This window comes from Citrobacter sp. CFNIH10 (assembly GCF_002934585.1).
Classification (GTDB): domain Bacteria; phylum Pseudomonadota; class Gammaproteobacteria; order Enterobacterales; family Enterobacteriaceae; genus Citrobacter_A; species Citrobacter_A amalonaticus.
In genome coordinates this window covers 4,490,361-4,514,797 of record NZ_CP026216.1, presented here as the reverse complement: position 1 = coordinate 4,514,797, position 24,437 = coordinate 4,490,361, and the positions used below count along the sequence as shown (strand labels likewise).

The window sequence follows — 24,437 nt, the reverse complement described above, 5'->3', positions numbered from 1 at the left end:
GCAGGAGTTCGGTTCCGCTCACATAATAACCACAAAGTGCTTGTGACGGCGGTTTAGTCTTCGTTATGCTGTATATAAATACAGTGTAACGATGGAGGCAACATGAATTACGAGATCAGAAACGCTGATAAGCGCACCGTTGCAGGTTTCCACCTGGTGGGACCGTGGGAGCAAACGGTGAAACAAGGCTTTGACCAGTTGATGATGTGGGTCGATGGCAAGCAGGTTGTAGCGCAGGAGTGGATCGCCGTTTACTTCGACAATCCGGATGAAGTGCCCGCCGAAAAACTGCGCTGTAGTACGGTCGTTTCCGTGCCTGCTGATTTTGTCATCCCGGAAAACAGCGAAGGCGTGACGCTCAGCGAAATCGACGGCGGTCAATATGCGACGGCAGTTGCACGCGTCGATAATAATGATTTTGCCACGCCGTGGTATCAGTTCTTCAATAGCCTGATGCAGGACAAGGCATATGAAATGGCATGCAAACCCTGCTTTGAAGTCTATCTGAATAACGGTTGCGAAGACGGTTACTGGGATATCGAGATGTATATCGCGGTGCAACCAGCCACGAAGTAAGTCTAAAACCAGGCGGACCGGCGCGGAGCGACTACGCTTAGCGAGATGTCCTGTCCGCCACAGTGAACTTCTGCGCGTAAAAACAGGTACAATCATTTTTTGCTTTTCCTGATGGAGTGCATGAGTGCGTGCCGACAAGTCACTGAGTCCATTTGAAATCCGCCTGTATCGCCATTACCGCATTGTGCATGGTATTCGCATCGCGCTGGCCTTCATCCTGACTTTTTTGCTTGTTCGTTTATTTAACATTCCGGAAGGGACATGGCCCTTGATTACGCTGGTGGTGATTATGGGGCCGATCTCGTTCTGGGGAAACGTGGTTCCCCGTGCCTGGGAGCGGATTGGTGGTACGATCCTCGGATCGGTGCTGGGTCTGGTGGCGCTGCGTCTTGAGCTATTCTCATTGCCACTGATGCTGCTCTGGTGTGCGGCAGCTATGTTCCTGTGTGGATGGCTCGCGTTAGGAAAAAAACCGTATCAGGCGCTCTTGATTGGCATCACGCTTGCTGTTGTCGTGGGTGCGCCCGCTGGCGATATGGAGACCGCACTCTGGCGCGGCGGCGATGTCATTCTGGGGGCGCTCCTCGCCATGCTGTTCACCGGAATCTGGCCGCAGCGCGCCTTCATTCACTGGCGCATCCAACTGGCGCACTGCGTGACGGCCTATAACCGGGTGTATCAGGCCGCGCTGTCGCCTAATCTGTTAGAACGTCCCCGTCTGGATAAACATCTGCAACAGCTATTAGGTGACGTGGTAAAAATGCGCGGACTTATTACGCCGGCGAGCAAAGAGACGCGCATCCAGAAATCTATTTTTGAAGCCATTCAGACCGTCAATCGTAATCTGGTTTGCATGCTCGAATTGCAGATCAATGCCCTGTGGGCGACCCGTGAAAGCCATTTCGTCATGCTCAATGCCCATACGCTGCGGGAAACGCAGCAAATGACCCAGCAGGCGCTGTTGACGATTGCCCATGCCTTGTTCGAAGGTAATCCGCAGCCGATTCTCGCCAACAGCGAAAAACTGAACGAGACCGTTAACGAATTGCGCACGCTGATCCGTCAGCACGATGAACATCATGTGGCTGAAACGCCGATTCATGGCTATGTCTGGCTAAGCCTGGAAACCGCCCGTCAACTGGAGCTGCTGTCGCATCTTATCTGTCGCGCACTGCGCAAATAAAAAGCAGGTAAGGGGAATGCTGCCCTGGCTGCTTCGATTCAGCAAGGAATAAGGGTATGATGGAAACCAGAATGAAGCCATTGTCATTTGCGGCTGCGAAAAGTAATGTTAGCCCTATCGTTTAAACGAATCCGACTCTCACATTATCAGGGGTGTAAAAATGGAAACTACCAAGCCATCTTTCCAGGACGTGCTGGAATTTGTCCGTCTGTTCCGTCGTAAAAACAAACTGCAGCGTGAAATCCAGGACGTTGAGAAAAAGATCCGTGACAACCAGAAACGTGTTCTGCTGCTGGACAACCTGAGCGATTACATCAAGCCGGGGATGAGTGTTGAAGCTATTCAGGGCATCATCGCCAGCATGAAAAGCGACTATGAAGATCGCGTTGATGACTACATCATCAAAAATGCAGAGATCTCTAAAGAACGTCGCGACATCTCCAAAAAGCTGAAAGCGATGGGTGAAATGAAAAACGGCGACGCGAAAGCGGAGTAACGTTTTGCCAGCAGTGAGGATCCGTCAGGCGATCCTCACTGTCGCTTCACGCCACCGCTGACCATTCGCAATAAATGCTGTTCCGGCCAGTGCTCGGTCAGTCTGTTCCTTGCCAGTAACCACTTAACGTAATCGACATCGTGTCGCTGTCTGTCGAGCATCAGTCCGACGACGCTGCCGCTGTGCGCCACGTTCACGCCGTATAAACCACACTCTTCAACCAGCGACAATAGCGCGTCGAAATCCGGTTTTGGCAACAGCATCTGGCTGGCAATAGCGCTCAGCGTCGCCGCTTCTCCCATACGATAAGGATTTTGCTCCGCACAGGCTTCCTGTACTTTTTCCCATGCCCGCTTCAGCGCCGGTGCGCCCGCATGTAAACCCGCCTGCCGGGGAATGCGATGATAATCCGCGGTGCGTAAAGTTTGCGGACTCTCCAGTACGAGAAGATCCAGCGCCGGTTGAGCATCGCAGGGGATTTGCGTCGATGCGTCGTTGTGGTCAAACAGCGTCAGTTGCTGAAAAACGGTGCTGTCCGTCGGTTCCAGCGAGACGCATAGTTGCGCGAGGGTGGACTCATCCAGCTGATGACCCAGATGCTGCGCGGTGGCGACAGCGGTTGCGGCAATATCCGCCGTACTGCTGGCCATGCCTTTGGCAATCGGGATAGTTGAATGGATCGAAACACGGATATCCTGACTCAGGTGGGCAGGGTAGTCCCAGTGTTCAAGAAGTCGGTTGACCATCGCCCGCGAAAGAGGGCGCTCATCCGCCAGAGGGGAACCGGTGCTAACCTCGACAGTGCTGTACCAGTCAACCGGGCAGGAGACCAGTTTCTCGCTGCCCATTATCCAGCCCTGAATAAGTTCTCCGCATGACGCGGGGCACTGCGCAACAGCCACGTTATCACCTTTCTGATCTGTAATCCTCGGCGCATAGTGTCATGGCGATTGCGCTATTACCATGATTTGCCGCAATTTGCGCGGCGCGAACTCAGGCCGACACGGCGATACTTTCTGATTCTGCGAGAGCAATCCGCATCACATCCTGGGCTATCATCAGCTCTTCGTTGGTGTTGATGACCGCCACTTTAACCATGGCGTTTTCCGCCTGAATAAAGGTCGCATTCCGCTGATTCTTCTCTTCGTCTACGATCAGACCCAGGAAGTGCAGATTCTGACAGATTGCCGCTCTGGCGCGAGCTGAGTTTTCCCCGATACCTCCAGTAAACACCAGCGCATCCAGACCTCCCATCTGCATGATATAGCTGCCAATCGTGGCGCGAATACGCTCTGCAAACAGTGACAGGGCGAGCGCGGCGCGGGGATTTCCGCCGTCAGCAGCCTGCTCAACGTCACGATAATCATGCGAGACGCCTGAAACGCCAAGCAGCCCGGATTCATTGTTCAACAGGTGGTTAAGTTGCTGTGGCGTTTTGCCTTCACGTTGCGCAACCCATGGCAAGATGGACGGGTCGATATCCCCGCTGCGGGTACCCATCATCACGCCGGACTGTGGGGTGAAGCCCATCGAAGTATTAACCGACTTACCGCCTTTAATCGCGCAAATACTGCTGCCATTGCCCAGATGGCAACACACGACCCGCAGCGAGCTAAGCGGGACGCCAAGTTTTTCGGCGAGCGTCGCGCTGACGTACTTATGGCTGGTTCCATGAAAACCGTAGCGACGGATGCCAAACTCTGCGTAATACCGCCACGGAAGCGGATAGATATAGGCTGGCTCTTCCAGCGTTTGATGAAACGCGGTATCAAACACGGCAACCGAAGGCACGTTGGGCAGCAACTGGCGAAACACGTTGATGCCGAGCAGGTTAACCGGGTTGTGCAAGGGCGCCAGTTCGGCAAGGCGTTCAATTTCCGCCAGTGATTCATCGGTCACGCGCGCAGAATCTTTAAACGATTCCCCGCCATGCGCCACACGATGGCCGACCCCCTCGATGTCCTGCAGGCTGGTAATAATGCCGTGGCTGATCAGCATTTCGAGAAGCAGGGTCACCGCCTCGCGATGGTCGGCAACCGGGGTGGTCTGCTGCCATTTTTGATCCTGCGCTTTCAGGGTGATCCGGGCATCCGGCAGGCCGATACGTTCAATCAGCCCCTGACACAGCAAGTCACCCTGCGGCATGTCCAGTAACTGAAATTTAAGGGACGAGCTGCCCGCGTTGATCGCCATTATTTTGTGAGACATGAAGATTCCTTTTGGTTCAGAAAGGCAAACAGTTCATCGAGTCCGGAATGGTTGACGGCGCTGGTCACGAACACACGTTCTGCGCCAGCCTGTTCCAGCCAACCTGTGACCTGCGCAATTTTCTGCGGGTCCGCTAAATCTGATTTGGTCACAACGCCGAACGCCGGTCTGTTCATTGGTGCCGTAAAACCGGGGGAGAAAGGTGACCACTGTGCATCGCTGTTGAGCACGAGCGCAATGACATCCGCCTCGCAGGCACTCGCCAGCAGCGCGCTGTAAAGACAGCGGTTTTCCAGATATTCGCCAGGCGTGTCGATGGTTTCGGCAGACCAGACAATCGCCTGCGTTTTCTGATACGCGAGAGCCTCGCCGCGCAGACACTGCGTCAGCGAGGTCTTACCGCACTGGCTGGGGCCAATTAACATCATGCGCTGCATTACGCTATGTCCGCGTGATGGAACAGGTTGTAAAGCGCATCATTTCGCCGAGCGTGCGCGTAACCTGTTTGAGGGCGTATTCCACCGCCGAGACGTCGCCGGTTAACACCACCGCACCCGTGAAGCGGTCAAGAAAGCCGATCTCGACTGCGCCGGATTTCGTCGCGATATCGCAGGCAATAATGGATGCTTCACTTGGCGTGATGGTGAGAATGCCAATCGCCGAGACGCTGTCCTGCAACCCCAGCTTCTTGAACAGGTCTTTGCCGGGATTCGCAATCAGATGCGCCAGCGTGACCTGTTTGCCGGGTACGTACTCCTGGATCATGCGATCCGTGGTCGGTTGCCTTTCCATCATCCCTCCACCATCTGACGCCACATCGCTTCGTGCGGGCGAGGGATCACTGAACGATAAACCAGCAGGCCTTTTTCAACCGCGCTCTCACTGGCAACCGCGACCGCGTTGTTGACATCGGAGACATCACCCGCGACCACCATGTAGCATTTACCTCCGATACCGAACGCCATATGAACGCGCACGAGCGTAACGTTGGACGCCTTCACCGCCCGGTCAGCCGCGCTGATACAGGCTGCTACGCTCCAGGTTTCAACAATCCCCACCGCCTGACGTTTGTCCACGCTGTTCAGTCCGCTAATCGCGGGAAGCACGGTGGCATGAATATTGGGTAACACCAGACTGTCGACCAACATCTCGCCAGCGAGCGCATTTCCGGTCTCGATCGCCTGTTGTACTGCGCCGACGTCGCCGCCCAGCATGAGCAAAAACTTACCCGGACAAATGGTTTTGCTGACCAGCAGATCCACATTGGCGCTTTTCAGCATGGCATCGCCTGCTTCCATCCCTTTGGCAATGCTGGTGAGTTCTAAAATACCTATGGCCTGAGACATGGTTAACCTCTTACAACGATGATGGCCTGATCTGTTACCTCACAGACAATGCCGTCAATACTGGCGTGAACAGGCGCGCCGAGCGCACCTTGCGGAATTTCAGCGACGCACTGACCACGCGCGACACGCTCGCCTTTCTGAACGCAGGGCACCGCGCTGGCGCCGATGTGCTGGCGCAACAGCAGCGTCGTTCTCTCAACAACGGGCTCGCTGTCGATTAATGGCGCTTCCCGATACCACGGTGTCAGCCCCAGTTTGGCGATGAGTCGTTTTACCGGCACCAGACGGTATTTCGCCATCTCATCGGCCGGGTTGAGCGGCCCCTCGTAGCGCTGATTCTGTGCACGTAGCTCGCGCTTAAGCATCCGGTTAATCCGCATAGGTGAAATACCTACCGGGCAGGCCACACTTTCACAGACGTTACATTCAGAACAGGTGAGGGCGCTGAGCAACAGCTGTGGCGTGGCGGCCTGATGGAAATTGACTGCGCGCACCAGCAGATGCGGAGAGAGCTCGTGACCGATGAGATGCCTCGGGCAGAGATCGGTACACAGGCGACACTGTTCACAGACTGTTCTCGCCACCGACAGTACGGTGCGCTCATCCTGCATACGTCGCTGAATCAGTGGATGTGTTTTCGGCAAAACCAGCAGTCCGCCGGTGGTTTTCGTGACCGGCGCGTCCAGTGACGTCACCAGGCTTCCCATCATCGGTCCGCCGTTGATAAAACCGGGATCGTCGATGGTCGCGCCGCCAGCCATCTCCAGCACGTCGCGTAAGGACATACCGATGGGGACGGTCACGGTCTGTGGACGAGCAACGGCGCCGTTGATAGTGAGCGTGCGGCGCGTCACCGGATAGTGCTGTTCGACCGCGCGGGCGATATTCAGTACGGTTTGTACGTTATTGACCACCACGCCCACGCTGACCGGCAGCGCAGCGGGGGGAACGCGGCGACCCGTCGCCATCCAGATGGTCAGTACTTCATCGCCTGCCGGATAAACATCAGGCAGAATGTGCAGTCTGATCGCCGGAGGTAAAAGCGGCGTCAGGGCGGTAATCGCTGGCTGGTACTTCTCTTTCAGGGCGATGATCCCTTCGCAGGCGCCGGTGGCCTTCATTGCATACTGTACGCCGCGAATCAGACGCGCTGCCTGCTGCGCCATGAGTTGCTGATCGACTTTCAGCATCGGCTCGCATTCGGCTGCATTGACGAGAAAAATTTCCACCTGAGCCTGGAGTTTGACATACGTCGGAAAACCGGCACCACCAGCCCCCACAATGCCTGCCGCACGAACGCGTTCAACGAGCGTCGGCGCATCCAGGACGTCTGGTTTATCATTCAGGGCGGTATTCATAACAATTCCTCAAGCAGTTCCTGAATGGCCCCTACATCCGCCGCTCTGGGGTTGGTTTTCAGCGTCACGTCTGCCAGCGCGGCTTGAACCATTGCCGGAATGCGCGTTGACCAGTTCTGTTTTTGTTCTTTAAGCGCCACGGCAAGGGTTGGGATAGCACACGCTTTTTTCAGTTGCTCGATGTGCTGCACCAGCGCGTTCACGCTCGCCGTTTCATTGGCGCTGTCAGCACATAAATGACAGGCCTTCGCGAACCGGGCGTAACGTTTAGCCGCTCGCGGATCGTGCGCGTTGAAGCGGATCACCGACGCCAGCAGCAGGGCATTCGCCAGACCGTGCGGTAAATGGAACTGACCGCCTAACTGGTGGGCGATGGCGTGGTTCAGTCCCAGTCCTGCCTGGCTGAAGGCCATCCCTGCCAGCGTAGAGGCGTTGTGCATTTTGCCGCGTGTAGCGAGGCAGTCGCCTTTACGAACCGCGACAGGCAGATACTGAAAGACTATCTGAGCGGCTTTTTCCGCGAGTGCGTCGGTAAAGTCACTGGCGCGCGTGGACACATAGGCTTCCAGCGCGTGCGTCAACACATCCATTCCGGTATTGGCGGTAATGGTGGGTGGGACGCTGACGACCAGCATCGGATCAAGGATCGCCATGTCCGGGTAGAGCGCGTTATTGAACAGCGGATATTTAATGCCTTTCTCCGGATCGCTTATCACGCAGGCGCTGGTCACTTCCGATCCGGTTCCGCTGGTGGTTGGGATCGCCACACAGGTTTCAATATCAATATCAAATTGACGACTGAACCAGACAATGGCTTTCGCGGCATCCAGCGCGGAGCCGCCGCCGAAACCAATCACCACGTCGGGGCGCAGGGACTGCATTTGTGCAATCCCCTGAACGACGGTTCCGATAGTGGGGTCGGGCGTAATCTCACTGAAGACGCTGATCCGGTTATCTGCCGGTATCGCCTCGCGAAGCGTACCAATCAGCGGCGAACGGGCGAGAAAACCATCGCAGATAATCCAGATGTGCTTGTTCGTAAAACGGCCAAGCACTTTCAGGCTTCCAGGGCCGCTGTACAAACGGGTTTGTAGTGAAAAAGTATTCATCACAACCTCATTAGCGGATTGAGAAACCGTTAGTCAGCACACAGCGACGGGAGCGGGCAAACGTGCGTGCCGATGTTGTCCCTTCACCCGTCGGCGTGGCGATGGTGAAGGTGGTAAACCCTTCGCCGCCGACGCCAATCCCCGCATAGGAGGGGCCGTTTTTAACGAAAATGGAGGTCTGCAGCGTTCGCGCCGCAAGGTTCAGGCGAGAGACATTCTGCGAATGCATAATGGCGGTGTGGTGTAATCCTTCTTCCACTTTCAGCGCCAGCGACAACGCGGCGTCAAAATCTTTCACCTTCACCACGGGCAGCATCGGCATTAACTGCTCGCTGGTTACCCAACTGTCGTCGGCGCTGACGACGCCAATCAGCAGGCGAGGCGCTTTTGCCGGGAGCGGAATACCGGCGGCTTCAAGCATAGCGCAAGGGCTTTTACCCACCAGTTTTTTATTGGCTACCCCCTCTGGCAGACAGGTTGCACGCAGCTTCTCTGTCTCGGCTGGACTCAACAACAGCGCGCCGAAACTTTGCATCTGCTGAATCAGTTGTTCAGCGACGGATTCCACCACTATCAGGCTTTTTTCCGCGATGCACGGCAGGTTGTAGTCAAACGACGCGCCGTTGATAATATCTTCCGCCGCTTTCACCAGATCGGCCGTCTCATCGACGATGCAAGGAGGATTCCCCGCGCCTGCACCAATCACTTTTTTTCCGCTCTTCATACCCATTGCCACAATGCCCGGACCGCCGGTAATAGCCAGCACGGCAATTTTCGGGTGCGCCATCATCTGCTGGGTGGCTTCAAACGTCGGTTCGGCAACGGTCACCACCAGATTGCGAATGCCGCAGCGACGAAACGCAATATCTTCAATCATGGCGATAAGTTTCAGTGACACGGCCTTCGCACCCGGATGCGGGCTGAAATAGACGCTGTTGCCCGCCGCCAGCATGCTGATGCTGTTGTTAATAATGGTTTCTGTCGGGTTAGTGCTGGGCGCAACGGAACCAATCACGCCGAACGGCGAATACTCAAACAGCACCATGCCGCCGTCGCCAGTGAGTGCCGTGGTGGTCAGATCTTCAATACCCGGCGTATTGTCCAGCGCCGCTTTGTTTTTGAGGAATTTGTCCTCTTTGTTACCCATTCCGGTTTCCGCAGCGCTCTCTGCCGCCAGCGTAGCCAGTTGTGGTGCCAGCTCTTCCCGGATAGCACTAATAATGGCGCTGCGCGTTTTTAATGGTGATTGCTGATAACGCAAGAACGCCTGGTGGGCAGCATCGACAGCTTCACCAACAGACTGAAAGATGCCGTTCCCTTTGATTTCAGTTTTTGCGGGAGCCAGTTGCTCGCTCAAAATAGTGCGGATGAGGGTTTCCAGTTCGGTCGTATTCATTGATGTGTTCTCACGTTTATTGCCGCAATGGCAGCCTGTGCAATGTCCATGTCCTGTTCAACGCTTCCACCGCTGATACCAAGACCCCCAATAAGCAATCCATCACGCCATAGCGCGTAGCCGCCGCCAAAAGTGACGACTTTTCCCTGCATATGACTTTCCAGCCCGTATAGCGGCGCGCCGGGCTGAACTACTGACGCAAGTTCGTGCGTCGCGGTTTTCATCGCCACCGCGGTCCAGGCTTTTTTCGGCGCCAGTTCACTGCTGACCAGCAGGGCATCCGGCATCCGCCAGGTGACGGCTTCGGTGCCGTTAGCATCAACAATGCTGATGACCACCGGGACGTTTAAGACTTGCGCTCGCTCGACGGCGGCGCGTGTTAACTGGTGAAGATCGCCAAAGGAGAGCGACATCGTAGATTCCTTTTTGACAGGGGCGTGACCCGCTGCCAGATAGCGCTTCGTCACTTCCCGGATAATGGTGTCCTGATGGGCGTCGTGATCTTCCGCGCGCGCCAGTGCATACAAGCAGTCTGACAGGCGGTTGATATAGCGCATCAGCACATGCCTGACGGTGACCTCGGCCGCGAGTTCCACCAGACGGCGTTCGGCCCGGCGCGCCAGAGTGCGGGCAAAATGCAGGCGGCTTGCGGCTTCGCAACGGCCAGGCAAAATGAAACTGTGCAAGGGGGCAACGCGTCCCATCGCGGTGTCGATAGCCGCTTCCAGTGCGGCAATTTCCTCAGAGCTGATATAGCGCTGATCCGCAGACGGCTGCTCGCTTTCGCTGGCAAGTTCAGCGCTGAACCAGAAAATTTGTAGCTGAATGGCCTCCAGCAGCGCGCGATGCTGCGCGCTATGGGTGGCGCAGACGCACAGGCTCAGCGCGGCGTTAAGCTCATCGAGCGTGCCATACGCTTCCACGCGGGGGTGCGTTTTACTGACGCGCTGTCCGGTAAAGAGCGCGGTTGTGCCTGCATCACCTGTGCGGGTATAAATCGCCATAACTCCCCCTTACCGAGAAAGCGTGTCGACAATGCCGACAACGGCCAGATCGATGGCCTCATTCGGCCCGGAAAAAACATGTCTGGCGCTGGAGCCACTACTCAGGAGCACCAGTTCGCCAACGCCAGCGCCGACGGAGTCAACGGCGACTTCATCACCTGCCGTTGGGGTCGCCGGCAATTCACCGTCGGCACTCACGCGGCGTACCAGCAGAAGTTTTTTTCCGACCAACGAGGGCGATTTTTGCGTGGATACCACCGCGCCTGTAACACGTGCCAGATGCATGGTTCACTCCTGCTTCATCAATTGGATGTGGCGCGAGCTCGCGGTCTCGCGAGCCAGCGCGGTAACAACACATTTGCGATGCAGCACCAGCAACCCTGCAGGTAACGGGGCAACATCGGCATAACTTAACAGTCGGGTGGGGTGCAGCATGATAGGCTGCCCCTGTTCGTCACAGAGAATCAGCGGCAGTCGGGCCAGTTTTTTTACCGGCACGGCGGGCAGTAACCGACGTTGCACTGAGAGTTGCACCCGCAGGCCCAATGCCAGCGCCTCATGGATCATGACGGCGGCGGCATGTGACGAATCGTTGTTGGCGATCTGCTCCAGCAGGGGCAGATCGACCTGTAAAATATGCACAGAGGCATACTGAGAAAACAGGGCGCGGGACGGTGTTTCCCGCAGTTGCGCGACGCTCAGCGTGACGGTGCTTTGCGCACGACGTTGCAGGCGGGAGACCACCTCCTCGACGATTCGCTGCAACAGATCGCCGTTCATCGCTCAGTCACCAGTGTGACGAAAGCATTGGGATCATCTGCCCCGGCGGCATTGGCCTCGTCCGTATCAATATGCATCTCCAGACGCATGTCGGGGGAAACGCGTACCGCAACGTTATCGAAGATCAGCCGACGATCGGTGCCCTCAATGGCGACACTGACGCTATCGCCGTGCGCAACGCGCAGGATCAGCGCATCCAGCGGCGACATGTGAATGTGGCGCTGGGCGACGATCACCCCGGAGGTGAGTTCGAGTTCGCCAAAGGGACTCACGAGGCGAATACCCGGCGTACCTTTGAGATTTCCGGACATCCGCAACGGCGCGGCGATGCCCAGCGTTCTGGCATCTGTGCGCGAAATCTCCACCTGGCTGGTGCTACGCAGCGGCCCCAGCAGGCGGACATTTTTCAGTTGACCTTTTGGTCCCACTAACGTGACGGTTTGCTCAGCCGCATACTGTCCCGGTTGCAGAAGCCCTTTTTTCTCACTAATAGGATGTCCCGGAAATAGACGGGCATAATCCTCAGCGTTAAGGTGGATATGACGGTTGGAAACGCCCAGTGGAATGGGGCGATCCCGTAATTCATTCAGCACTTTGCTGACCGTCGTTTCCAGAAGTTGCTTATCCATTACGCTTAACCTCGTTTACCTGAATGCAGGCAGAGCGACCGGGGTTCGCCTTTCTGGCGCTTACAGGCCGGGTCCAGACACAAATTGCAGCTGATGATCCCGTCTTCAGGCGCCGCTTCCGGTGCTGACTCTTCTACAACGACTTCAGTTTCAGGTTCTTCGATGGGGGCTGGCACGGATTCCGGTGCAGACACCGTTGCGGGTGCAGGCACAGGTGCCGGAGTGGCAGCCATCGCGCGAGAAAGAATGCCCTCGCCAGGTCTGGCGATCACTTTATGCGCGACCAGGCCATCTTGCTGTTCAGCGAGATGAGCACCGGTGATAATGGCAGACTGTACTGATGCCACATCACCGGTGATCTTGATCACCGTCCAGCCTGAACCGTTGGTTTTTTCAAGGCCAACCAGCGTGATGGAAGCCGCTTTCGCCATGGCATCTGCGCAACAGATGGCTAATGCCAGACCACTAACTTCGAGTAATCCCAGTGATTGCTTCACGCTGTGCTCCTTTTCGATAATGCTCAGGCCGATTTCGGTAAAATAGCCTCAACGTCGCTGTGCGGACGCGGGATAACGTGGCTGGATTTCACCTCACCCACGACGCTTGCTGCCGCGCAGCCTGCATCAACGGCGGCTTTAACGGCGCCGACGTCACCGCGAACCATGACGGTCACCAGGCCGGAGCCGATTTTTTCGTAACCGACCAGTTGCACGTTGGCGGATTTCACCATGGCATCTGCGGCTTCAATCGCGCCGACCAACCCTTTTGTTTCAACCAGACCCAGTGCGTTATTCATACTGCAATTCTCCTGTGGATTAAGCATTGAGATCCCGGAAGGGGATCCCTTTGACTAACCTTGCCGCGTTGTTTCCAGTACTTCGCCGGTCAAGGCTGTTTTGGCGATACGTCAGCGTAAAAAGCGGCGCTGAAGTGGGTAAATTCTTGTAGTGCACGACCAGGGTTTCTTCATTGCAGGCGATGCCGACCAGCAGCGGAGACTGGCGGGCCGCCTGCCATGCGCTCTGAACGACTTCTCCCGCCGCCTGGTTTTGGATCACAAACGGAATGCCTTCTTCTTCAATGCCGAGCAGCACCTCTTTCCAGACTGAAAGGCAGTCGCCGATGGTCGAAATCACAATGGCAGGCGTGGTGACGCTACTGTCCATGGGCAAACTCCTTATGCCAGGAGAGGATGAGCCCCGTCGCAACCGCGTTTCGCGGGCCTTCGGTGCCGCGAATGTTTCCGCGTCCGGCCACCAGGCGATAATGCGCCAGGGCGTCCGTCACCAGTTGCGGCACTTCAAAGTCCAGCGAGGAGCCACCGACCAGAACGACAAACGGAATATCGCGGATATTGCCCGTCGGGCTAACCTGTCGCAGTGCGCGCAGGGCGTTAGTGACAAACACGCGCTCTTTGGCGCTGCGGCGAATGGCGCGAACTTTCTCCAGCGCGAGATCGCCGGGCAGGGGCACCAGTTCATCCGGCTTGACCACACAGACGCGGGCAAACACCGCAGGGGGAAGTGGCGTCGGGAAGAATTGAACGCTACCGTCTTCGTGGCGCAGATGGAAAAGGCTTTCGACTTTGGCTAACGGATACTTTTTGATCTCTTCCGCCAGATAGCGGTCATCAAGTCCCAGCTCCCGGGCGATGATCATGGTAACCATGTCGCCAGCCCCGGCGAGGTGGGTGGCGATAATTTCGCCTTTGGGATTGATAATGGAGGCGTCGGTCGAGCCCGCACCTAAGTCCAGAATCGCCAGCGGACGCGTGGTACCTGGCGTGGTGAGCGCGCCCAGAATTGCCGCTTCGGCTTCTGCACCGCCAACCTGTACATCCACGTTCAGCTTTTCTTTGATTTCGCTGGCGATCATTGCCATCTGCAGACGGTCTGATTTCACCATCGAGGCGATACCGACAGCCTGCTCAAGAGAAAACTCACCGGCCAGTCCACCGGTGACACTGACCGGAACGGAGGTATCTACGGCCAGTAAATCCTGGATAAAAATTTCGTTGCTTGGCTTATTGGTCAGTTCAGCCATTGTCTGGCGAACGTGTTCCAGCATACCGCCAATATTGGTGCCCGCTTCACCGGTAACGTTGTCCAGTTTCGGGCATTCGCCAACTGCTTTCATAATGGCATCGGCGCCTGCCGCGACATCAACGCGTAGCGTGCGCCCTTGGGACTGCAGTTCAATGTTTCCGGCAGGAATGGCACGTGCTTTAACATCGCCTGACGGGGTTTTCACCACCACGGCGGAACGGTTGCCAATCAGCGCTCGCGCCATCGGGACAATGTTTTTGGTCTCGTCCGCATTGAGATTAAACACCGTCGCGATGCCATAAGGATTTGACAGCGTTTCGATGACTTTACCGGGCACGGCGACCTCAATGGCGGCCAGCATTCCGAGCGGGATACGGTCGATGTACAGCACTTCGTCAACGATGGGCAGGGGTTTTTCCAGTCGGTTACTGACCAGAACGCCATCGTCCTGTTGCAAAATGACACCGGTTAACTGGTAACCGGCACGGACAGAGGCGTTAATCATGGTGGCGACATCAGCGAAATCGAAAGCAGATGACACCACCAGAATTAACGGGGTATCCGCCGGTCGGGTGAGTAACTCTTCCGGCGTGATAGTGATCCCCACACCCAGACCGACGCCGCCCGGTGTTTTCGGGTTATGACCGATCATGGTGGATTCGGTGATGATGGTTTCCGTGATGGTTTCCATCGCGACATCACCAATCACCGGGGTGGCTTCGTTGATACGAATAAGCGAGATATCGCTGACATTGATGCCTGCACGGTTAGCCGCAAGCGTGAGCGCCTCCTGAATCCCAAACACATTACGCAATGTGCCTTTTATCCCGGTGGTTTCTGCCAGCGCGCTACCGGTAATGGTGAGCGCGCCAGTGTCATCCAGCGTCGCCAGCGCGACTTCTGTGGATGAGTTGCCGATATCAATGCCAGCTATATATCTCATGACCTTTCCTTAGTCGTCGCCTTTCAGCTTCTTACGCTCGACGTACAACACCGCCGCTTCACGAACAAACGCGGCGCAGATTTTGGCCTGATAGCGGTTTTCAAGATCGTCCGCGATCGCGAGCAGTTCTTCTTTCGTTGAACGATAAGGACGCAGGGCGTTATAGATCTCGAGAATGCGATCGTCCGGCACCGCCGTCAGTTCTGCGGCGCGCTCAAAGTTCATCGCCAGGCGGTCACGTCCGGCATCTTTGGCAATAGCCGCCTGAATGCGCAGCGTTTCCGGTGTGATACGCATATCCTGTGCGGTCACTTTGTTGCTCAGAACGTTTTCGAGGGTGAACTCATCCAGCGTTTTGTTGGTGGCCGTTTTAACCCACTCAGGGTGCTTACTGGCGAGCGGATAGTCAGTCACTTTGGCGGTCTGGGTCGTAGTGCCCGAAGCTGCTGCCGGGGCAGATGTGTCGCCCTGCAGGCTGTTCATGCGGCTCAACACATCCCGAACCATCGATTCAATTGCATCGGTATTCATAAAGGGATCCTTATTAAAGCGCCACGCGCAGTTCCTGCGGGTTTTTGCCCGTCACGACGTACTTCGTCTCTTTAATGTGCAAGATGGCGGATTTAGCCTGATATTTCGGGCGCGCCATCTGGTCGTTCAGCGTCGGGACCGGCTGCGGTGATTCACGCTTGGCATAACGCGCGGCGTTTTTCCCAATCTGGCGATAGGTTTCCAGCGTCAGCAGCGGAGCCTGCGGGAACAGCTCCAGGTTGGACAGCGGCGGCAGTCCCTGTTGATGGATGACCGTCGTGCCTTTTGACTGGATGCCGATAGAGATGCCGGAACCACTCAGACGGTTACCCTCAACGGCAACGAAGGCCACGTCGGATGATTTAAAGCAGCGAATTACACGCGCTTTAATACCTTCCTCTTCAATCCCGGCAATCACTTCGCGCAGAATGTTTTTATGCGGTAGACCGACGATGTTAACGGTCTGAGAGAGACCAAACGCCGGGCCGACCGCAATAATCACTTCGTCCTGTTGCGTGCCCTGTTTCGCCTCGCCAATTTCCGTCAGGAAACTGTCACCGGCCGGTGCAGCAGGCGCGGTTGACGTTCCCGGTGCACGAAATGAGACGGGCTTATCGCTGGTCTGCATTTCGGACAGCACGTCTTCGATAATCTGGCGCAGCAATTTTTCATTAATTTCCATTGTTCACCCCTTAGCCAAGCTCGTTGGGATCAAGTGCGCCAGGGATGTTTTTAATTTCTTCCCAGCGTTCGCCTTGCAGGCGATAACCTGTTGCCGGACCGGCATAATCGTTGACGTCATTGACGGCAGAGAGCACTTGTCCATCGCCGACGATGATGGCGGAGGTATGCAGATAGTCCCCGGTTAACTTGGCCTTCTGGATGTTGAGCATGTCCTGCGCGACATCGGTAAAGCCGCCCTGAGCCAGCGCTTTCACCACTTCCAGACCGTTGCGGTTCTTATTGATGATTTCCTGCGCAAACTTGATGTCCTCAACGATGTTACGTTCAGGCATATCTTTCGAACCGTGGGCGTAGGTTGCGGCTTCAACTTCTTCATCCGTAATGGGCGGCAGCCCCATGCCAGCGAAAACCGCCTGCAGAGCGCGCGCTGCTTTGTTACGAATGGCGATAACGTCTTCTTCACGTACCGGACGCAGACCACCGTCCACTTTCAGGTCGCGCTGGATAACGTTGTAGTCATCAAAGTCTTCCGCATCTTCGTTGGAGCCCGCGAACATGTTGTCGTAGTTCGGCACGGCGGAATAACCGGAAGAGATAAAGTCTGTCCCCGGCAGGAACTGCATCAGCAGACGCGCGGTACGACGCATATCGGAGTGGGTAAAGGTCTGGTCGTTACTGGAGGCGCATTCCAGATCCAGCGAGGAACAGATCAGGTTTTCTGCCAGTACCGCACGAATTCCTGATGGCACTGCGGACGGAACGCCGATGCAGCTTACGGAGCCGTTTTGCAGACCCTGTACGCCTGCCGCTTTGGTGATGTAAATGCAGCGCGCTTCGAGATACAGCATGGATTTGCCCTCGGCATAACCCATCTGTACTTCAGAACCTGAACCGGAAGTGAAGCGCATTTTCAACCCACGCGAAGCGTAAGAAGAGGCGAGGAAACCTTTTGACCACGGCGTGTCGTCGCCGTCAGTAAAGACCGGTTCGGTACCGTAGACGGAAATGGTTTCGGCGTAGCAGGTGTGTCCCAGCATACCGAGCTTCAGTTCGGTTGCCTCTTCCAGTGAACACTGGGTTAACACGCCGGGGCGGCCCACCTGGGAACCGACGAGCAGTGCAATGGCGTTGAACGGAGCATAACGCGCCACGGCTACTGTGGTCTCTTGCTCGTCAAATCCGCGCCATGCGCCTTCTGCGGCGTCGGCCGCAATCTGTACCGGGTTATCTTTGACGTTGGTGACGTGCGCCTGTTGGGATGGCGTGCGACGCGCGCGCATCTTTTGCATCGCCATCATCATCTCAACCACGTTCATGTGCGAAACCACTTCGACAATTTTTGCCGGGGTCATCGCCGTGGTCAGTGGCACAATGTCGCGACGTTTTACGTTAGGATCGCACAGCATGTTAGCGAGTTTAACGGAGTCCATCGCCATCACTTCTTCTGCGCGCGCCAGGTTGATGCCGTAACGGGCAATGAAGTGGTCAATCAGGTCAAACTGGCTGACCGATTTGCCATCGAGTTCGGTGACGGCGCCGTTAACGATTTTAATCGACGGCTTGGGATCGTTCGGGCTTTCCATCGCAATGAAGCCTTCTTCGATCCACTCCTTAACGAATCCGTCCTGATTGACAGGGCGTTTCGCCAGTGCTTCAAATCTTTTCGATCTCATGAATGAGCCTCACGGAGTTCAGATATAGGACGGGCGATCGTTTTTCGGTTCAGCACCGAGGGTCGCAAGAACGGTTTTACCGATTTCTCGCGCTGAGATAACCGCCTGACGCACTGCGCCAGAATCGCCGGAGATCACCAGGATCGCTTCGTTACTGAAGCTGGTGCCATGTGCCGGAGAGCTGTAGGCCACAACTTCAACATTCGCGGCTTTCAGGGCGGTATCTGCCATTAACACGCCGACGGAAGCCGGAGCACCCACAATCACGCCGCAGGCACGGCCAACCGGCGCACCAAACGCTTTTTCCAGCGCGTAACTGGCGCGAGCGGTGTACTGCAGTTCGATATGTCCGGCTTCGTTGCCATACACATCACCAAAGGTGCGATCGAGTTCTTTCAGCGCCACTTCAATTCCGCGCTTAACGTCGGAAACGTCGTTACCGCCGATAATGATGAGAGAACCGTGACCCGCGCCGCCTTTGGTATCGCGAGGGAGTTCAATGCTTACCACTTCGGTATTGGTGGCTTTGACCGCTTCGTCTGCCGCCATAATGTGCGGACCCGCGCCGGTACGCGCGCCCAGGATGCCAATGGAGCGATAGCGCTTCTCAAGCTTCATTGCTTCCAACAGGGCACTGTCTACGTTTGCAATCACCAGACCTACGGTGTCGCCAATCGCGGTGCCAACAAATTCCGTTAAACTGCAGCTCTTCTCTGCCATAGCCGTCTCTCGTTTTGGATGGGTTTTATCAGGGATACCCGCTTGATCAGGCGTTGCCACACGGGCAATGACCTGCGCCATGATCTGTTCAACCAGTTCATTGCTGCTCATGGGTTAATTCCCTTCGGTAAGATTTTTTCAACATCGGTATGAGGGCGTGGAATCACGTGTACGGCTTTCACTTCTCCCACGTTGCGCGCAGCAGCAGCGCCAGCATCGGTCGCCGCTTTTACGGCACCGACATCACCGCGAACGATGACGGTTACCAGCCCTGAGCCAATTTTTTCGTAGCCGACCAACATGACATTGGCTGACTTCACCATTGCATCTGCGGCCTCTATGGCTGCAGTTAAGCCTTTGGTTTCTACCATTCCTAATGCTTCTTGTTGCATAAAGACCTCGCCTGGGTTGTCCCGATATTCATGACTATAAAAAGAAGCGAGGAAAAAGAATGGCTGACTTGAAAGTCTGGGTGAAAAATTAGTGGGCTGTGAATGTGATAAACTTGCTATGTTTTATTTTATCTATTTGTTTTTATTGTTTTTGTTATTTTTTATTAATGTGATATTTTAGCTTTTTATATTCCATATTTACATTTTAGAGGGTGACAATGTTAATTTAATTTGCTATGCGGAAAATCCAATTTGTGACGTTGATTGGAAAAGGAAAATCTTCAAATAACCAATTTTTGCTATCACGAATCGTCCTGGTTAATTACATTCAGGCACTCTACACGCTGCCTTTGAATAAATAGATGGCAAGAAATTGCTATAACAACACGATTTTTCCAGGTCTGAGAATGCGCAGTTTGCCAACAATTTTCAGCGGCCTCTTCCTATAGTAGTGCCGTTGTACTCTACGACCAGCAAGGGTCCGCTGGTAAGGACACGAACGCTTCTAAGAAGGTGTCACAATGAATGATTCACTGAAAGCGCAATGCATTGCCGAGTTTTTGGGTACCGGATTGTTTTTGTTTTTTGGTATCGGCTGCCTTAGCGCACTGAAAGTCGCAGGCGCCAGTCTGGGTCTCTGGGAAATTTGTATTATTTGGGGTCTGGGTATTTCGCTTGCGGTTTATCTGACGGCGGGAATTTCCGGAGCGCATCTGAACCCGGCCATCACAGTCGCACTCTGGTTATTTGCCTGCTTCCCGGGACGTAAAGTTCTGCCTTACACCATCGCACAGGTTGCGGGGGCATTTGGTGGCGCGGTGCTGGCTTATCTGCTTTACGGCAATTTATTCACCGAGTATGAAACTGCCCACAACATGGTTCGTGGCAGCGCAGATAGCCTCTATCTGGCCAGTATTTTCAGTACCTATCCGGCGGCCGCGCTGAGCGTGTGGCAGGCGGCAGGGGTCGAAATCGTCATCACCTCAATCCTGATGGGGCTGATTATGGCGCTGACCGACGATGGTAACGGTGTGCCTAAAGGGGCACTGGCGCCACTGCTGATCGGTATTCTGGTGGCGGTAATTGGTGCATCCACAGGCCCATTAACCGGCTTTGCCATGAACCCGGCGCGTGATTTTGGTCCTAAGCTGTTCGCCTGGATGGCAGGTTGGGGAGATATTGCGATGACTGGTGGACGCGATATTCCGTACTTTATTGTGCCGATTATTGCGCCATTGATTGGTGCGTGTGCGGGCGCGGCTATCTATAAGTACCTTATCGGTAAAAATTTGCCCTGTAATACGTGTAAAATCGAAGAGACGGACGCGTAATTTTGGCTGGCGTGGCTAATATCACGTCTTTAATTTCTTTTTCGTGATCTGCTTTCACGAACTGACTAAAAAGTCTCCCCACCCAGGGAGACTTTTGTTATTGTCCCTTGTACTTTCTGTCATTTACATACAAGGATGGGGATGATAAGAAGTAAATGTAAAATTTATGTTTTCATTATAACAATGGATTAACTGAGGGATTTTATCATGATTTCTGCGAGCACCCTGAACTCAGAACTCATTAATAAAATCGCACAGGATTTTGCGCAAGCGACCAGCCTGGCTGTTGTGGTTGTCAATATTCACGGTGATGAGATTTCTGAGCTGTTTAATTTCACACCTTTTTGCCAACTGATGCGTCAGCATCCGCAACACAGTACCCGGTGTCGTATGAGCGATCGCTGTGGGGGACTGGAAGCGTCAAAATCGGATCAACCCTGTATCTATCGCTGCCATGCCGGGCTTACCGATTTCTCTATTCCTCTCGTGATCGCAGGCCATCTTGTTGGATTCGTTCTGTGCGGCCAGGTGCGTTTACGTAACGATGATGGTGCCGATCTGCTCGATATCATGAAGGTTGACGATCGCTGGCAGGCCGATCCTGAACTGCTCAATGAGTTCAGTAATGTCCCGGAAATGGACTATTCTCGCGTGATGGCCTCGGCGGATCTGCTCAAACTCATTGTTGAAAACTGCCTCAAGAAGCAACTCAATTTCGTGGTGATCAAAGACAGCACGCAACCTGCTGAGCCTTCACGCCCGACCCGCGCCGCCAGCCCTCATGACAGCAAAATGAAAAAAGCGTTACGCTATATTGATGCCCACTTGTCAGACGATCTTCGCCTTGAAGATGTGGCCTCGCACGTATATCTGAGTCCATACTACTTCAGCAAACTGTTCAAAAAATATCAGGGCATTGGCTTTAACGCGTGGGTCAATCAACAGCGCATGGCCAGTGCCAGAGAGCTGCTTTGTCACAGTGACTGGAGCATTGCCAGTATTGCCCGCAATTTAGGTTTTTCGCAAACCAGCTATTTTTGCAAAGTGTTCCGTCAGACTTATCAGGTTACGCCGCAGGCCTATCGGCAAAAAATAAATGAAAACTTGCCTGCTGAATCGGCATAAATAGCAATATTTTGCTATTGCCGATTTTTGATATTCCCGCGTAATCCGGTCATTTATAATGGTTAAGTGTTTTTAGTACAGCAATAAATTGTCATAGCGCAATAAAATATCGCTCTTTACGGAATAAACTTCACCAGTTTTTATTTCTGTGATGAGATACAGTGTCATTGTTAAGAGGTTTCATTATTCTCTTGCACGACATTTCATTCAGAATCGTTTTATTGCGGCGTTTTTTGTTGATAAAAAATGCGTAACGAATAAGTAACGAAAAGTATTGCTGTGATGAGGAGAATTCATTCTGTTCATCATTTAAGCCGACAGGTTTGACACATTTGTGTCTGGGAAGGGGGTGAAAATCCCCCGCAGCCCCCGCTGCTGTGATGCTGACAACCCCGTGAAGACCACTGATCGCAAGATTGGGAAGGACGGGCGAGGACGACGCTAAGCCAGAAGACCTGCCTGTCGGATACTACCAACAACTTCGGTGGGAAGTGGGTTGCTCAGATGCGTACAGTCGGAAGACTGGGTGTCAGTACATCCCTACCACCCTGAACAGGATCAGGGTCATGGCGGCAAAGCAGTACGCGTTTGTTCTGGCAGGTACCGGTAGCGGCTGTGGTAAAACCACAGTGACGCTGGGCTTGCTGAACGTGATGAAACAACGTGGTTTACGCGTCCAGCCCTGCAAAGTCGGCCCTGATTACCTTGACACCGCCTGGCATACGGCCATCAGCGGTACCGCCTCCCGCAACCTCGACAGTTTTATGCTCCCCGAGCCGGTGCTTAATGCGCTGTTCCGCGAACAGATGCAGGATGCAGATATTGCAGTGATCGAAGGGGTGATGGGGCTGTACGACGGTTACGGTACAGATCCTGATTATTGCAGTACCGCCGCGATGGCCAAGCAGTTGGGCTGTCCGGTCATTCTGCTGGTTGACGGGAAAGCCGTTTCTACTTCCATTGCCGCCACGGTGATGGGCTTCCAGCATTTCGACCCGACGCTGAACATTGCCGGCGTCATCGTTAACCGCGTCAACAGTGAGTCCCATTTCCAGTTGCTGAAAACCGCTATCGAGCACTACTGCGCTGTGCCGGTGCTGGGTTACGTCCCGCGCGTTGACGGCGTCGCGCTACCCGAACGGCATCTGGGATTGGTGACCGCGCGTGAGTCCGTCGTCAATCAACAATCGTGGCAGGATTTCGCCGCCCGGCTGGAAAGTACACTGGATATCGATCGGTTGCTGGCGTTAAGCCATCTTCAGGCATTGCCGCCAGGCGAATGGCCTGAACGTCCTGCGCCCAACGCCGGAGAAGGACTGACGCTGGCGATGGCTGATGATGAGGCCTTTAATTTTTATTATCCCGATAACGTGGCGCTGCTGGCGCGTACCGGCGTCAACATTGTGCGCTTCAGCCCGCTCCACGATCGCGAATTACCCGATTGTCAAATGGTCTGGCTGGGCGGCGGTTATCCGGAACTGCACGCGTCCGCGCTGGCGGCCAATACTACTATGCTGACAAGCCTGCGCGAGGCGCATCAGCGCGGTGTCGCCATTTATGCCGAATGCGGCGGATTAATGTACCTCGGCAGCCTGCTGGAAGATGCCGACGGGGTTGAGCATCGCATGGCCGATATCCTTCCCGGTCGCAGCAAAATGGGTAAACGGCTAACCCGCTTTGGCTATTGTGAAGCGCAGGCTTTGCAGCCCACGCTGCTGGCCGCGGAAGGCGATGTGCTGCGCGGTCATGAATTCCATTACTCCGATTTTTCCCCTGAAACCCCCGCTGTGCTGGCTTGCCGTAAAGTCCGTGACGGTCAGACGGTGCAGGCGTGGTCCGGTGGCTGGCGAACGGGCAACACCTTCGCCAGCTACCTGCACGTTCACTTTGCTCAGCGTCCATTAATGCTTAATCACTGGCTGAATGCCGCGCGGGAGGCGTTATGACGCTACTGGCATGGTGTGTGGCCTGGCTTCTCGATGTCGTGATTGGCGACCCACCAGACTGGCCGCATCCGGTGCGCTGGATAGGCAATCTGATCACTGCCGTGCAGCGGATTATTCGCCGCTACTGCCACAGCGACCGGGCGTTACGCATTGGTGGTGGGGTGATGTGGCTGGTGGTTGTCGGCTTGACGTGGGCGGTTGCCTGGGGCGTGTTGCACCTGGCGGCGTGGATTCATCCTTGGCTCGGTTGGGTCGTTGAAGTCTGGATGATTTTCACCGTGCTGGCGGGGCGCTGTCTGGCAACGGCGGCGCAAGAGGTTGAGCGCCCGCTGCGCGAAGGTAACCTTGCACAAAGCCGCGAAAAGCTCTCGTGGATTGTGGGGCGCGACACATCGCAACTTCAGCCAGAACAGATCAACCGGGCGGTCGTGGAAACCGTGGCGGAGAATACGGTTGACGGCATTATCGCGCCGCTGTTCTTCCTCTTAATTGGCGGCGCGCCGCTGGCTATGGCCTACAAAGCGGTGAATACCCTGGATTCCATGGTGGGTTATAAACACGAAAAATACCGGGCGATTGGCATGGTCAGCGCTCGCCTGGACGACGTCGCGAACTACATTCCTGCACGGCTGAGCTGGCTGCTGCTGAGCGCGGCAGCGGTGCTGTGCCGTCGTGACGGCGTCCGGGCGCTCTGTGTGGGCTGGCGGGATCGCTATAACCACAGCAGCCCGAACTGTGCCTGGGCGGAGGCTTCCGTTGCCGGTGCGTTGGGCATTCGACTGGGCGGCCCGAATGATTACTTTGGCGAGCGCGTTGAAAAACCGTGGATCGGCGACGCGCAGCGCACTATTTCCGTAGATGACATTTCCCAAACGATTCGACTGATGTGGGTTGCCTCAACGCTGGCTCTGGTGCTGTTCCTTGTGACGCGCTGGCTGGTAGTGGGTGTGGCCTGAGGATAA

28 protein-coding genes and 1 riboswitch are annotated in these 24,437 nt (G+C 55.2%); of the genes, 7 read left to right on the top strand and 21 right to left on the bottom strand.

Annotated features, from left to right (window positions below; translation table 11 throughout):
• Positions 1-102: 102 nt before the first annotated feature.
• The 3 genes from sbmC to C2U53_RS26115 all read left to right on the top strand — a co-directional run bounded on the left by sbmC (position 103) and on the right by C2U53_RS26115 (position 2,255).
• The gene (sbmC, locus tag C2U53_RS26125; protein ID WP_043000221.1) at positions 103-576 is read left to right on the top strand and encodes a DNA gyrase inhibitor SbmC; all 474 of its coding nucleotides are present in this window, start codon (positions 103-105) and stop codon (positions 574-576) included.
• A gap of 124 nt (positions 577-700) precedes the next feature.
• Positions 701-1,759 (top strand): FUSC family protein, encoded by a 1,059-nt coding sequence (locus C2U53_RS26120; protein WP_044327340.1) that lies wholly within the window; start codon positions 701-703, stop codon positions 1,757-1,759.
• Positions 1,760-1,919: 160 nt separating this feature from the next.
• Positions 1,920-2,255, top strand: coding sequence for a DUF496 family protein (locus C2U53_RS26115; RefSeq protein WP_042318175.1), 336 nt, complete (start codon positions 1,920-1,922; stop codon positions 2,253-2,255).
• 35 nt (positions 2,256-2,290) lie between these two features.
• Here C2U53_RS26115 and C2U53_RS26110 read toward each other — a convergent pair whose 3' ends face one another.
• From C2U53_RS26110 to pduA, 21 genes are all read right to left on the bottom strand, one after another.
• Positions 2,291-3,157: an L-threonine kinase gene (locus tag C2U53_RS26110; protein WP_043000223.1), complete on the bottom strand. Its 867-nt coding sequence runs from the start codon at positions 3,155-3,157 to the stop codon at positions 2,291-2,293.
• A 91-nt stretch (positions 3,158-3,248) separates the two neighbouring features.
• Complete coding sequence (locus C2U53_RS26105; protein ID WP_104446686.1) at positions 3,249-4,463, bottom strand: acetate/propionate family kinase; 1,215 nt, start codon at positions 4,461-4,463, stop codon at positions 3,249-3,251.
• On the bottom strand, positions 4,448-4,900 hold the full coding sequence (pduV, locus tag C2U53_RS26100; protein WP_044257562.1) for a EutP/PduV family microcompartment system protein: 453 nt from the start codon (positions 4,898-4,900) through the stop codon (positions 4,448-4,450). The genes C2U53_RS26105 and pduV overlap by 16 nt, the downstream gene beginning before the upstream one ends.
• Positions 4,901-4,904: 4 nt before the next feature.
• The gene (gene pduU / locus C2U53_RS26095; protein WP_042318179.1) at positions 4,905-5,255 is read right to left on the bottom strand and encodes a propanediol utilization microcompartment protein PduU; all 351 of its coding nucleotides are present in this window, start codon (positions 5,253-5,255) and stop codon (positions 4,905-4,907) included.
• Positions 5,255-5,809 carry a propanediol utilization microcompartment protein PduT gene (gene pduT, locus C2U53_RS26090; protein WP_099433137.1) on the bottom strand — a complete coding sequence of 185 codons (555 nt, stop codon included), beginning with the start codon at positions 5,807-5,809 and terminating at the stop codon, positions 5,255-5,257. Before pduT ends, pduU begins: the two co-directional genes overlap by 1 nt.
• 2 nt (positions 5,810-5,811) lie before the next feature.
• Entirely contained in the window at positions 5,812-7,167 is a 1,356-nt protein-coding gene (locus C2U53_RS26085; protein ID WP_044267056.1) for a 4Fe-4S dicluster domain-containing protein, read from the bottom strand.
• Positions 7,164-8,276, bottom strand: coding sequence for a 1-propanol dehydrogenase PduQ (locus tag C2U53_RS26080; RefSeq protein WP_099433136.1), 1,113 nt, complete (start codon positions 8,274-8,276; stop codon positions 7,164-7,166). The genes C2U53_RS26085 and C2U53_RS26080 overlap by 4 nt, the downstream gene beginning before the upstream one ends.
• Positions 8,277-8,286: 10 nt before the next feature.
• Complete coding sequence (pduP, locus tag C2U53_RS26075; protein ID WP_044267059.1) at positions 8,287-9,672, bottom strand: CoA-acylating propionaldehyde dehydrogenase PduP; 1,386 nt, start codon at positions 9,670-9,672, stop codon at positions 8,287-8,289.
• The gene (gene pduO, locus C2U53_RS26070) at positions 9,669-10,676 is read right to left on the bottom strand and encodes a two-domain cob(I)yrinic acid a,c-diamide adenosyltransferase PduO (RefSeq protein WP_058588250.1); all 1,008 of its coding nucleotides are present in this window, start codon (positions 10,674-10,676) and stop codon (positions 9,669-9,671) included. The genes pduP and pduO overlap by 4 nt, the downstream gene beginning before the upstream one ends.
• Before the next feature lie 9 nt (positions 10,677-10,685).
• A complete protein-coding gene (gene pduN / locus C2U53_RS26065) occupies positions 10,686-10,961 on the bottom strand; it encodes a propanediol utilization microcompartment protein PduN (protein ID WP_104446685.1) in 276 nt (91 codons plus the stop codon).
• 3 nt (positions 10,962-10,964) lie between these two features.
• A complete protein-coding gene (gene pduM, locus C2U53_RS26060; protein ID WP_044257566.1) occupies positions 10,965-11,456 on the bottom strand; it encodes a microcompartment protein PduM in 492 nt (163 codons plus the stop codon).
• On the bottom strand, positions 11,453-12,085 hold the full coding sequence (locus C2U53_RS26055) for a phosphate propanoyltransferase (RefSeq protein WP_043000232.1): 633 nt from the start codon (positions 12,083-12,085) through the stop codon (positions 11,453-11,455). The genes pduM and C2U53_RS26055 overlap by 4 nt, the downstream gene beginning before the upstream one ends.
• A 5-nt stretch (positions 12,086-12,090) precedes the next feature.
• Positions 12,091-12,582, bottom strand: a complete 492-nt coding sequence (locus C2U53_RS26050) for a BMC domain-containing protein (protein WP_044257567.1) — start codon at positions 12,580-12,582, stop codon at positions 12,091-12,093.
• 23 nt (positions 12,583-12,605) lie between these two features.
• Positions 12,606-12,881, bottom strand: a complete 276-nt coding sequence (gene pduJ / locus C2U53_RS26045) for a propanediol utilization microcompartment protein PduJ (RefSeq protein ID WP_042318188.1) — start codon at positions 12,879-12,881, stop codon at positions 12,606-12,608.
• Between the two features lie 19 nt (positions 12,882-12,900).
• Complete coding sequence (locus C2U53_RS26040) at positions 12,901-13,251, bottom strand: glycerol dehydratase reactivase beta/small subunit family protein (RefSeq protein ID WP_043000234.1); 351 nt, start codon at positions 13,249-13,251, stop codon at positions 12,901-12,903.
• Positions 13,241-15,073, bottom strand: coding sequence for a diol dehydratase reactivase subunit alpha (locus C2U53_RS26035; protein ID WP_043000235.1), 1,833 nt, complete (start codon positions 15,071-15,073; stop codon positions 13,241-13,243). The genes C2U53_RS26040 and C2U53_RS26035 overlap by 11 nt, the downstream gene beginning before the upstream one ends.
• Before the next feature lie 9 nt (positions 15,074-15,082).
• A complete protein-coding gene (gene pduE, locus C2U53_RS26030) occupies positions 15,083-15,604 on the bottom strand; it encodes a propanediol dehydratase small subunit PduE (RefSeq protein ID WP_043000236.1) in 522 nt (173 codons plus the stop codon).
• Positions 15,605-15,617: 13 nt separating this feature from the next.
• On the bottom strand, positions 15,618-16,286 hold the full coding sequence (pduD, locus tag C2U53_RS26025; protein WP_043000237.1) for a propanediol dehydratase medium subunit PduD: 669 nt from the start codon (positions 16,284-16,286) through the stop codon (positions 15,618-15,620).
• Positions 16,287-16,296: 10 nt separating this feature from the next.
• A complete protein-coding gene (gene pduC, locus C2U53_RS26020; protein WP_042318193.1) occupies positions 16,297-17,961 on the bottom strand; it encodes a propanediol dehydratase large subunit PduC in 1,665 nt (554 codons plus the stop codon).
• Between the two features lie 18 nt (positions 17,962-17,979).
• Positions 17,980-18,792: a propanediol utilization microcompartment protein PduB gene (pduB, locus tag C2U53_RS26015; protein ID WP_043000238.1), complete on the bottom strand. Its 813-nt coding sequence runs from the start codon at positions 18,790-18,792 to the stop codon at positions 17,980-17,982.
• Positions 18,789-19,073 (bottom strand): propanediol utilization microcompartment protein PduA, encoded by a 285-nt coding sequence (pduA, locus tag C2U53_RS26010; protein ID WP_012906330.1) that lies wholly within the window; start codon positions 19,071-19,073, stop codon positions 18,789-18,791. The genes pduB and pduA overlap by 4 nt, the downstream gene beginning before the upstream one ends.
• Positions 19,074-19,594: 521 nt before the next feature.
• Here pduA and pduF point away from each other — a divergent pair.
• The 4 genes from pduF (at position 19,595) to cbiB (ending at position 24,431) form a co-directional block, all read left to right on the top strand.
• Positions 19,595-20,404 (top strand): propanediol diffusion facilitator PduF, encoded by an 810-nt coding sequence (gene pduF / locus C2U53_RS26005; protein ID WP_099433134.1) that lies wholly within the window; start codon positions 19,595-19,597, stop codon positions 20,402-20,404.
• A gap of 207 nt (positions 20,405-20,611) precedes the next feature.
• Positions 20,612-21,529, top strand: a complete 918-nt coding sequence (pocR, locus tag C2U53_RS26000; RefSeq protein WP_043000240.1) for a regulatory protein PocR — start codon at positions 20,612-20,614, stop codon at positions 21,527-21,529.
• A 302-nt stretch (positions 21,530-21,831) separates the two neighbouring features.
• A riboswitch (cobalamin riboswitch) is annotated at positions 21,832-22,007 on the top strand.
• Positions 22,008-22,095: 88 nt separating this feature from the next.
• A complete protein-coding gene (locus tag C2U53_RS25995; protein ID WP_043000241.1) occupies positions 22,096-23,475 on the top strand; it encodes a cobyrinate a,c-diamide synthase in 1,380 nt (459 codons plus the stop codon).
• Positions 23,472-24,431 (top strand): adenosylcobinamide-phosphate synthase CbiB, encoded by a 960-nt coding sequence (gene cbiB / locus C2U53_RS25990; protein ID WP_104446684.1) that lies wholly within the window; start codon positions 23,472-23,474, stop codon positions 24,429-24,431. Before C2U53_RS25995 ends, cbiB begins: the two co-directional genes overlap by 4 nt.
• Positions 24,432-24,437 lie beyond the last annotated feature (6 nt).

Bases quoted from the DNA above. Each gene is read 5' to 3' on its own strand.
- sbmC (WP_043000221.1), top strand. From the start codon at position 103: ATGAATTACGAGATCAGAAACGCTGATAAGCGCACCGTTGCAGGTTTC.
- C2U53_RS26115 (WP_042318175.1), top strand. From the start codon at position 1,920: ATGGAAACTACCAAGCCATCTTTCCAGGACGTGCTGGAATTTGTCCGT.
- C2U53_RS26105 (WP_104446686.1), bottom strand. From the start codon at position 4,463: ATGTCTCACAAAATAATGGCGATCAACGCGGGCAGCTCGTCCCTTAAA.
- pduV (WP_044257562.1), bottom strand. From the start codon at position 4,900: ATGCAGCGCATGATGTTAATTGGCCCCAGCCAGTGCGGTAAGACCTCG.
- pduU (WP_042318179.1), bottom strand. From the start codon at position 5,255: ATGGAAAGGCAACCGACCACGGATCGCATGATCCAGGAGTACGTACCC.
- pduT (WP_099433137.1), bottom strand. From the start codon at position 5,809: ATGTCTCAGGCCATAGGTATTTTAGAACTCACCAGCATTGCCAAAGGG.
- C2U53_RS26085 (WP_044267056.1), bottom strand. From the start codon at position 7,167: ATGAATACCGCCCTGAATGATAAACCAGACGTCCTGGATGCGCCGACG.
- C2U53_RS26080 (WP_099433136.1), bottom strand. From the start codon at position 8,276: ATGAATACTTTTTCACTACAAACCCGTTTGTACAGCGGCCCTGGAAGC.
- pduP (WP_044267059.1), bottom strand. From the start codon at position 9,672: ATGAATACGACCGAACTGGAAACCCTCATCCGCACTATTTTGAGCGAG.
- pduO (WP_058588250.1), bottom strand. From the start codon at position 10,676: ATGGCGATTTATACCCGCACAGGTGATGCAGGCACAACCGCGCTCTTT.
- pduN (WP_104446685.1), bottom strand. From the start codon at position 10,961: ATGCATCTGGCACGTGTTACAGGCGCGGTGGTATCCACGCAAAAATCG.
- pduM (WP_044257566.1), bottom strand. From the start codon at position 11,456: ATGAACGGCGATCTGTTGCAGCGAATCGTCGAGGAGGTGGTCTCCCGC.
- C2U53_RS26055 (WP_043000232.1), bottom strand. From the start codon at position 12,085: ATGGATAAGCAACTTCTGGAAACGACGGTCAGCAAAGTGCTGAATGAA.
- pduJ (WP_042318188.1), bottom strand. From the start codon at position 12,881: ATGAATAACGCACTGGGTCTGGTTGAAACAAAAGGGTTGGTCGGCGCG.
- C2U53_RS26040 (WP_043000234.1), bottom strand. From the start codon at position 13,251: ATGGACAGTAGCGTCACCACGCCTGCCATTGTGATTTCGACCATCGGC.
- C2U53_RS26035 (WP_043000235.1), bottom strand. From the start codon at position 15,073: ATGAGATATATAGCTGGCATTGATATCGGCAACTCATCCACAGAAGTC.
- pduE (WP_043000236.1), bottom strand. From the start codon at position 15,604: ATGAATACCGATGCAATTGAATCGATGGTTCGGGATGTGTTGAGCCGC.
- pduD (WP_043000237.1), bottom strand. From the start codon at position 16,286: ATGGAAATTAATGAAAAATTGCTGCGCCAGATTATCGAAGACGTGCTG.
- pduC (WP_042318193.1), bottom strand. From the start codon at position 17,961: ATGAGATCGAAAAGATTTGAAGCACTGGCGAAACGCCCTGTCAATCAG.
- pduB (WP_043000238.1), bottom strand. From the start codon at position 18,792: ATGAGCAGCAATGAACTGGTTGAACAGATCATGGCGCAGGTCATTGCC.
- pduA (WP_012906330.1), bottom strand. From the start codon at position 19,073: ATGCAACAAGAAGCATTAGGAATGGTAGAAACCAAAGGCTTAACTGCA.
- pduF (WP_099433134.1), top strand. From the start codon at position 19,595: ATGAATGATTCACTGAAAGCGCAATGCATTGCCGAGTTTTTGGGTACC.
- pocR (WP_043000240.1), top strand. From the start codon at position 20,612: ATGATTTCTGCGAGCACCCTGAACTCAGAACTCATTAATAAAATCGCA.
- C2U53_RS25995 (WP_043000241.1), top strand. From the start codon at position 22,096: ATGGCGGCAAAGCAGTACGCGTTTGTTCTGGCAGGTACCGGTAGCGGC.
- cbiB (WP_104446684.1), top strand. From the start codon at position 23,472: ATGACGCTACTGGCATGGTGTGTGGCCTGGCTTCTCGATGTCGTGATT.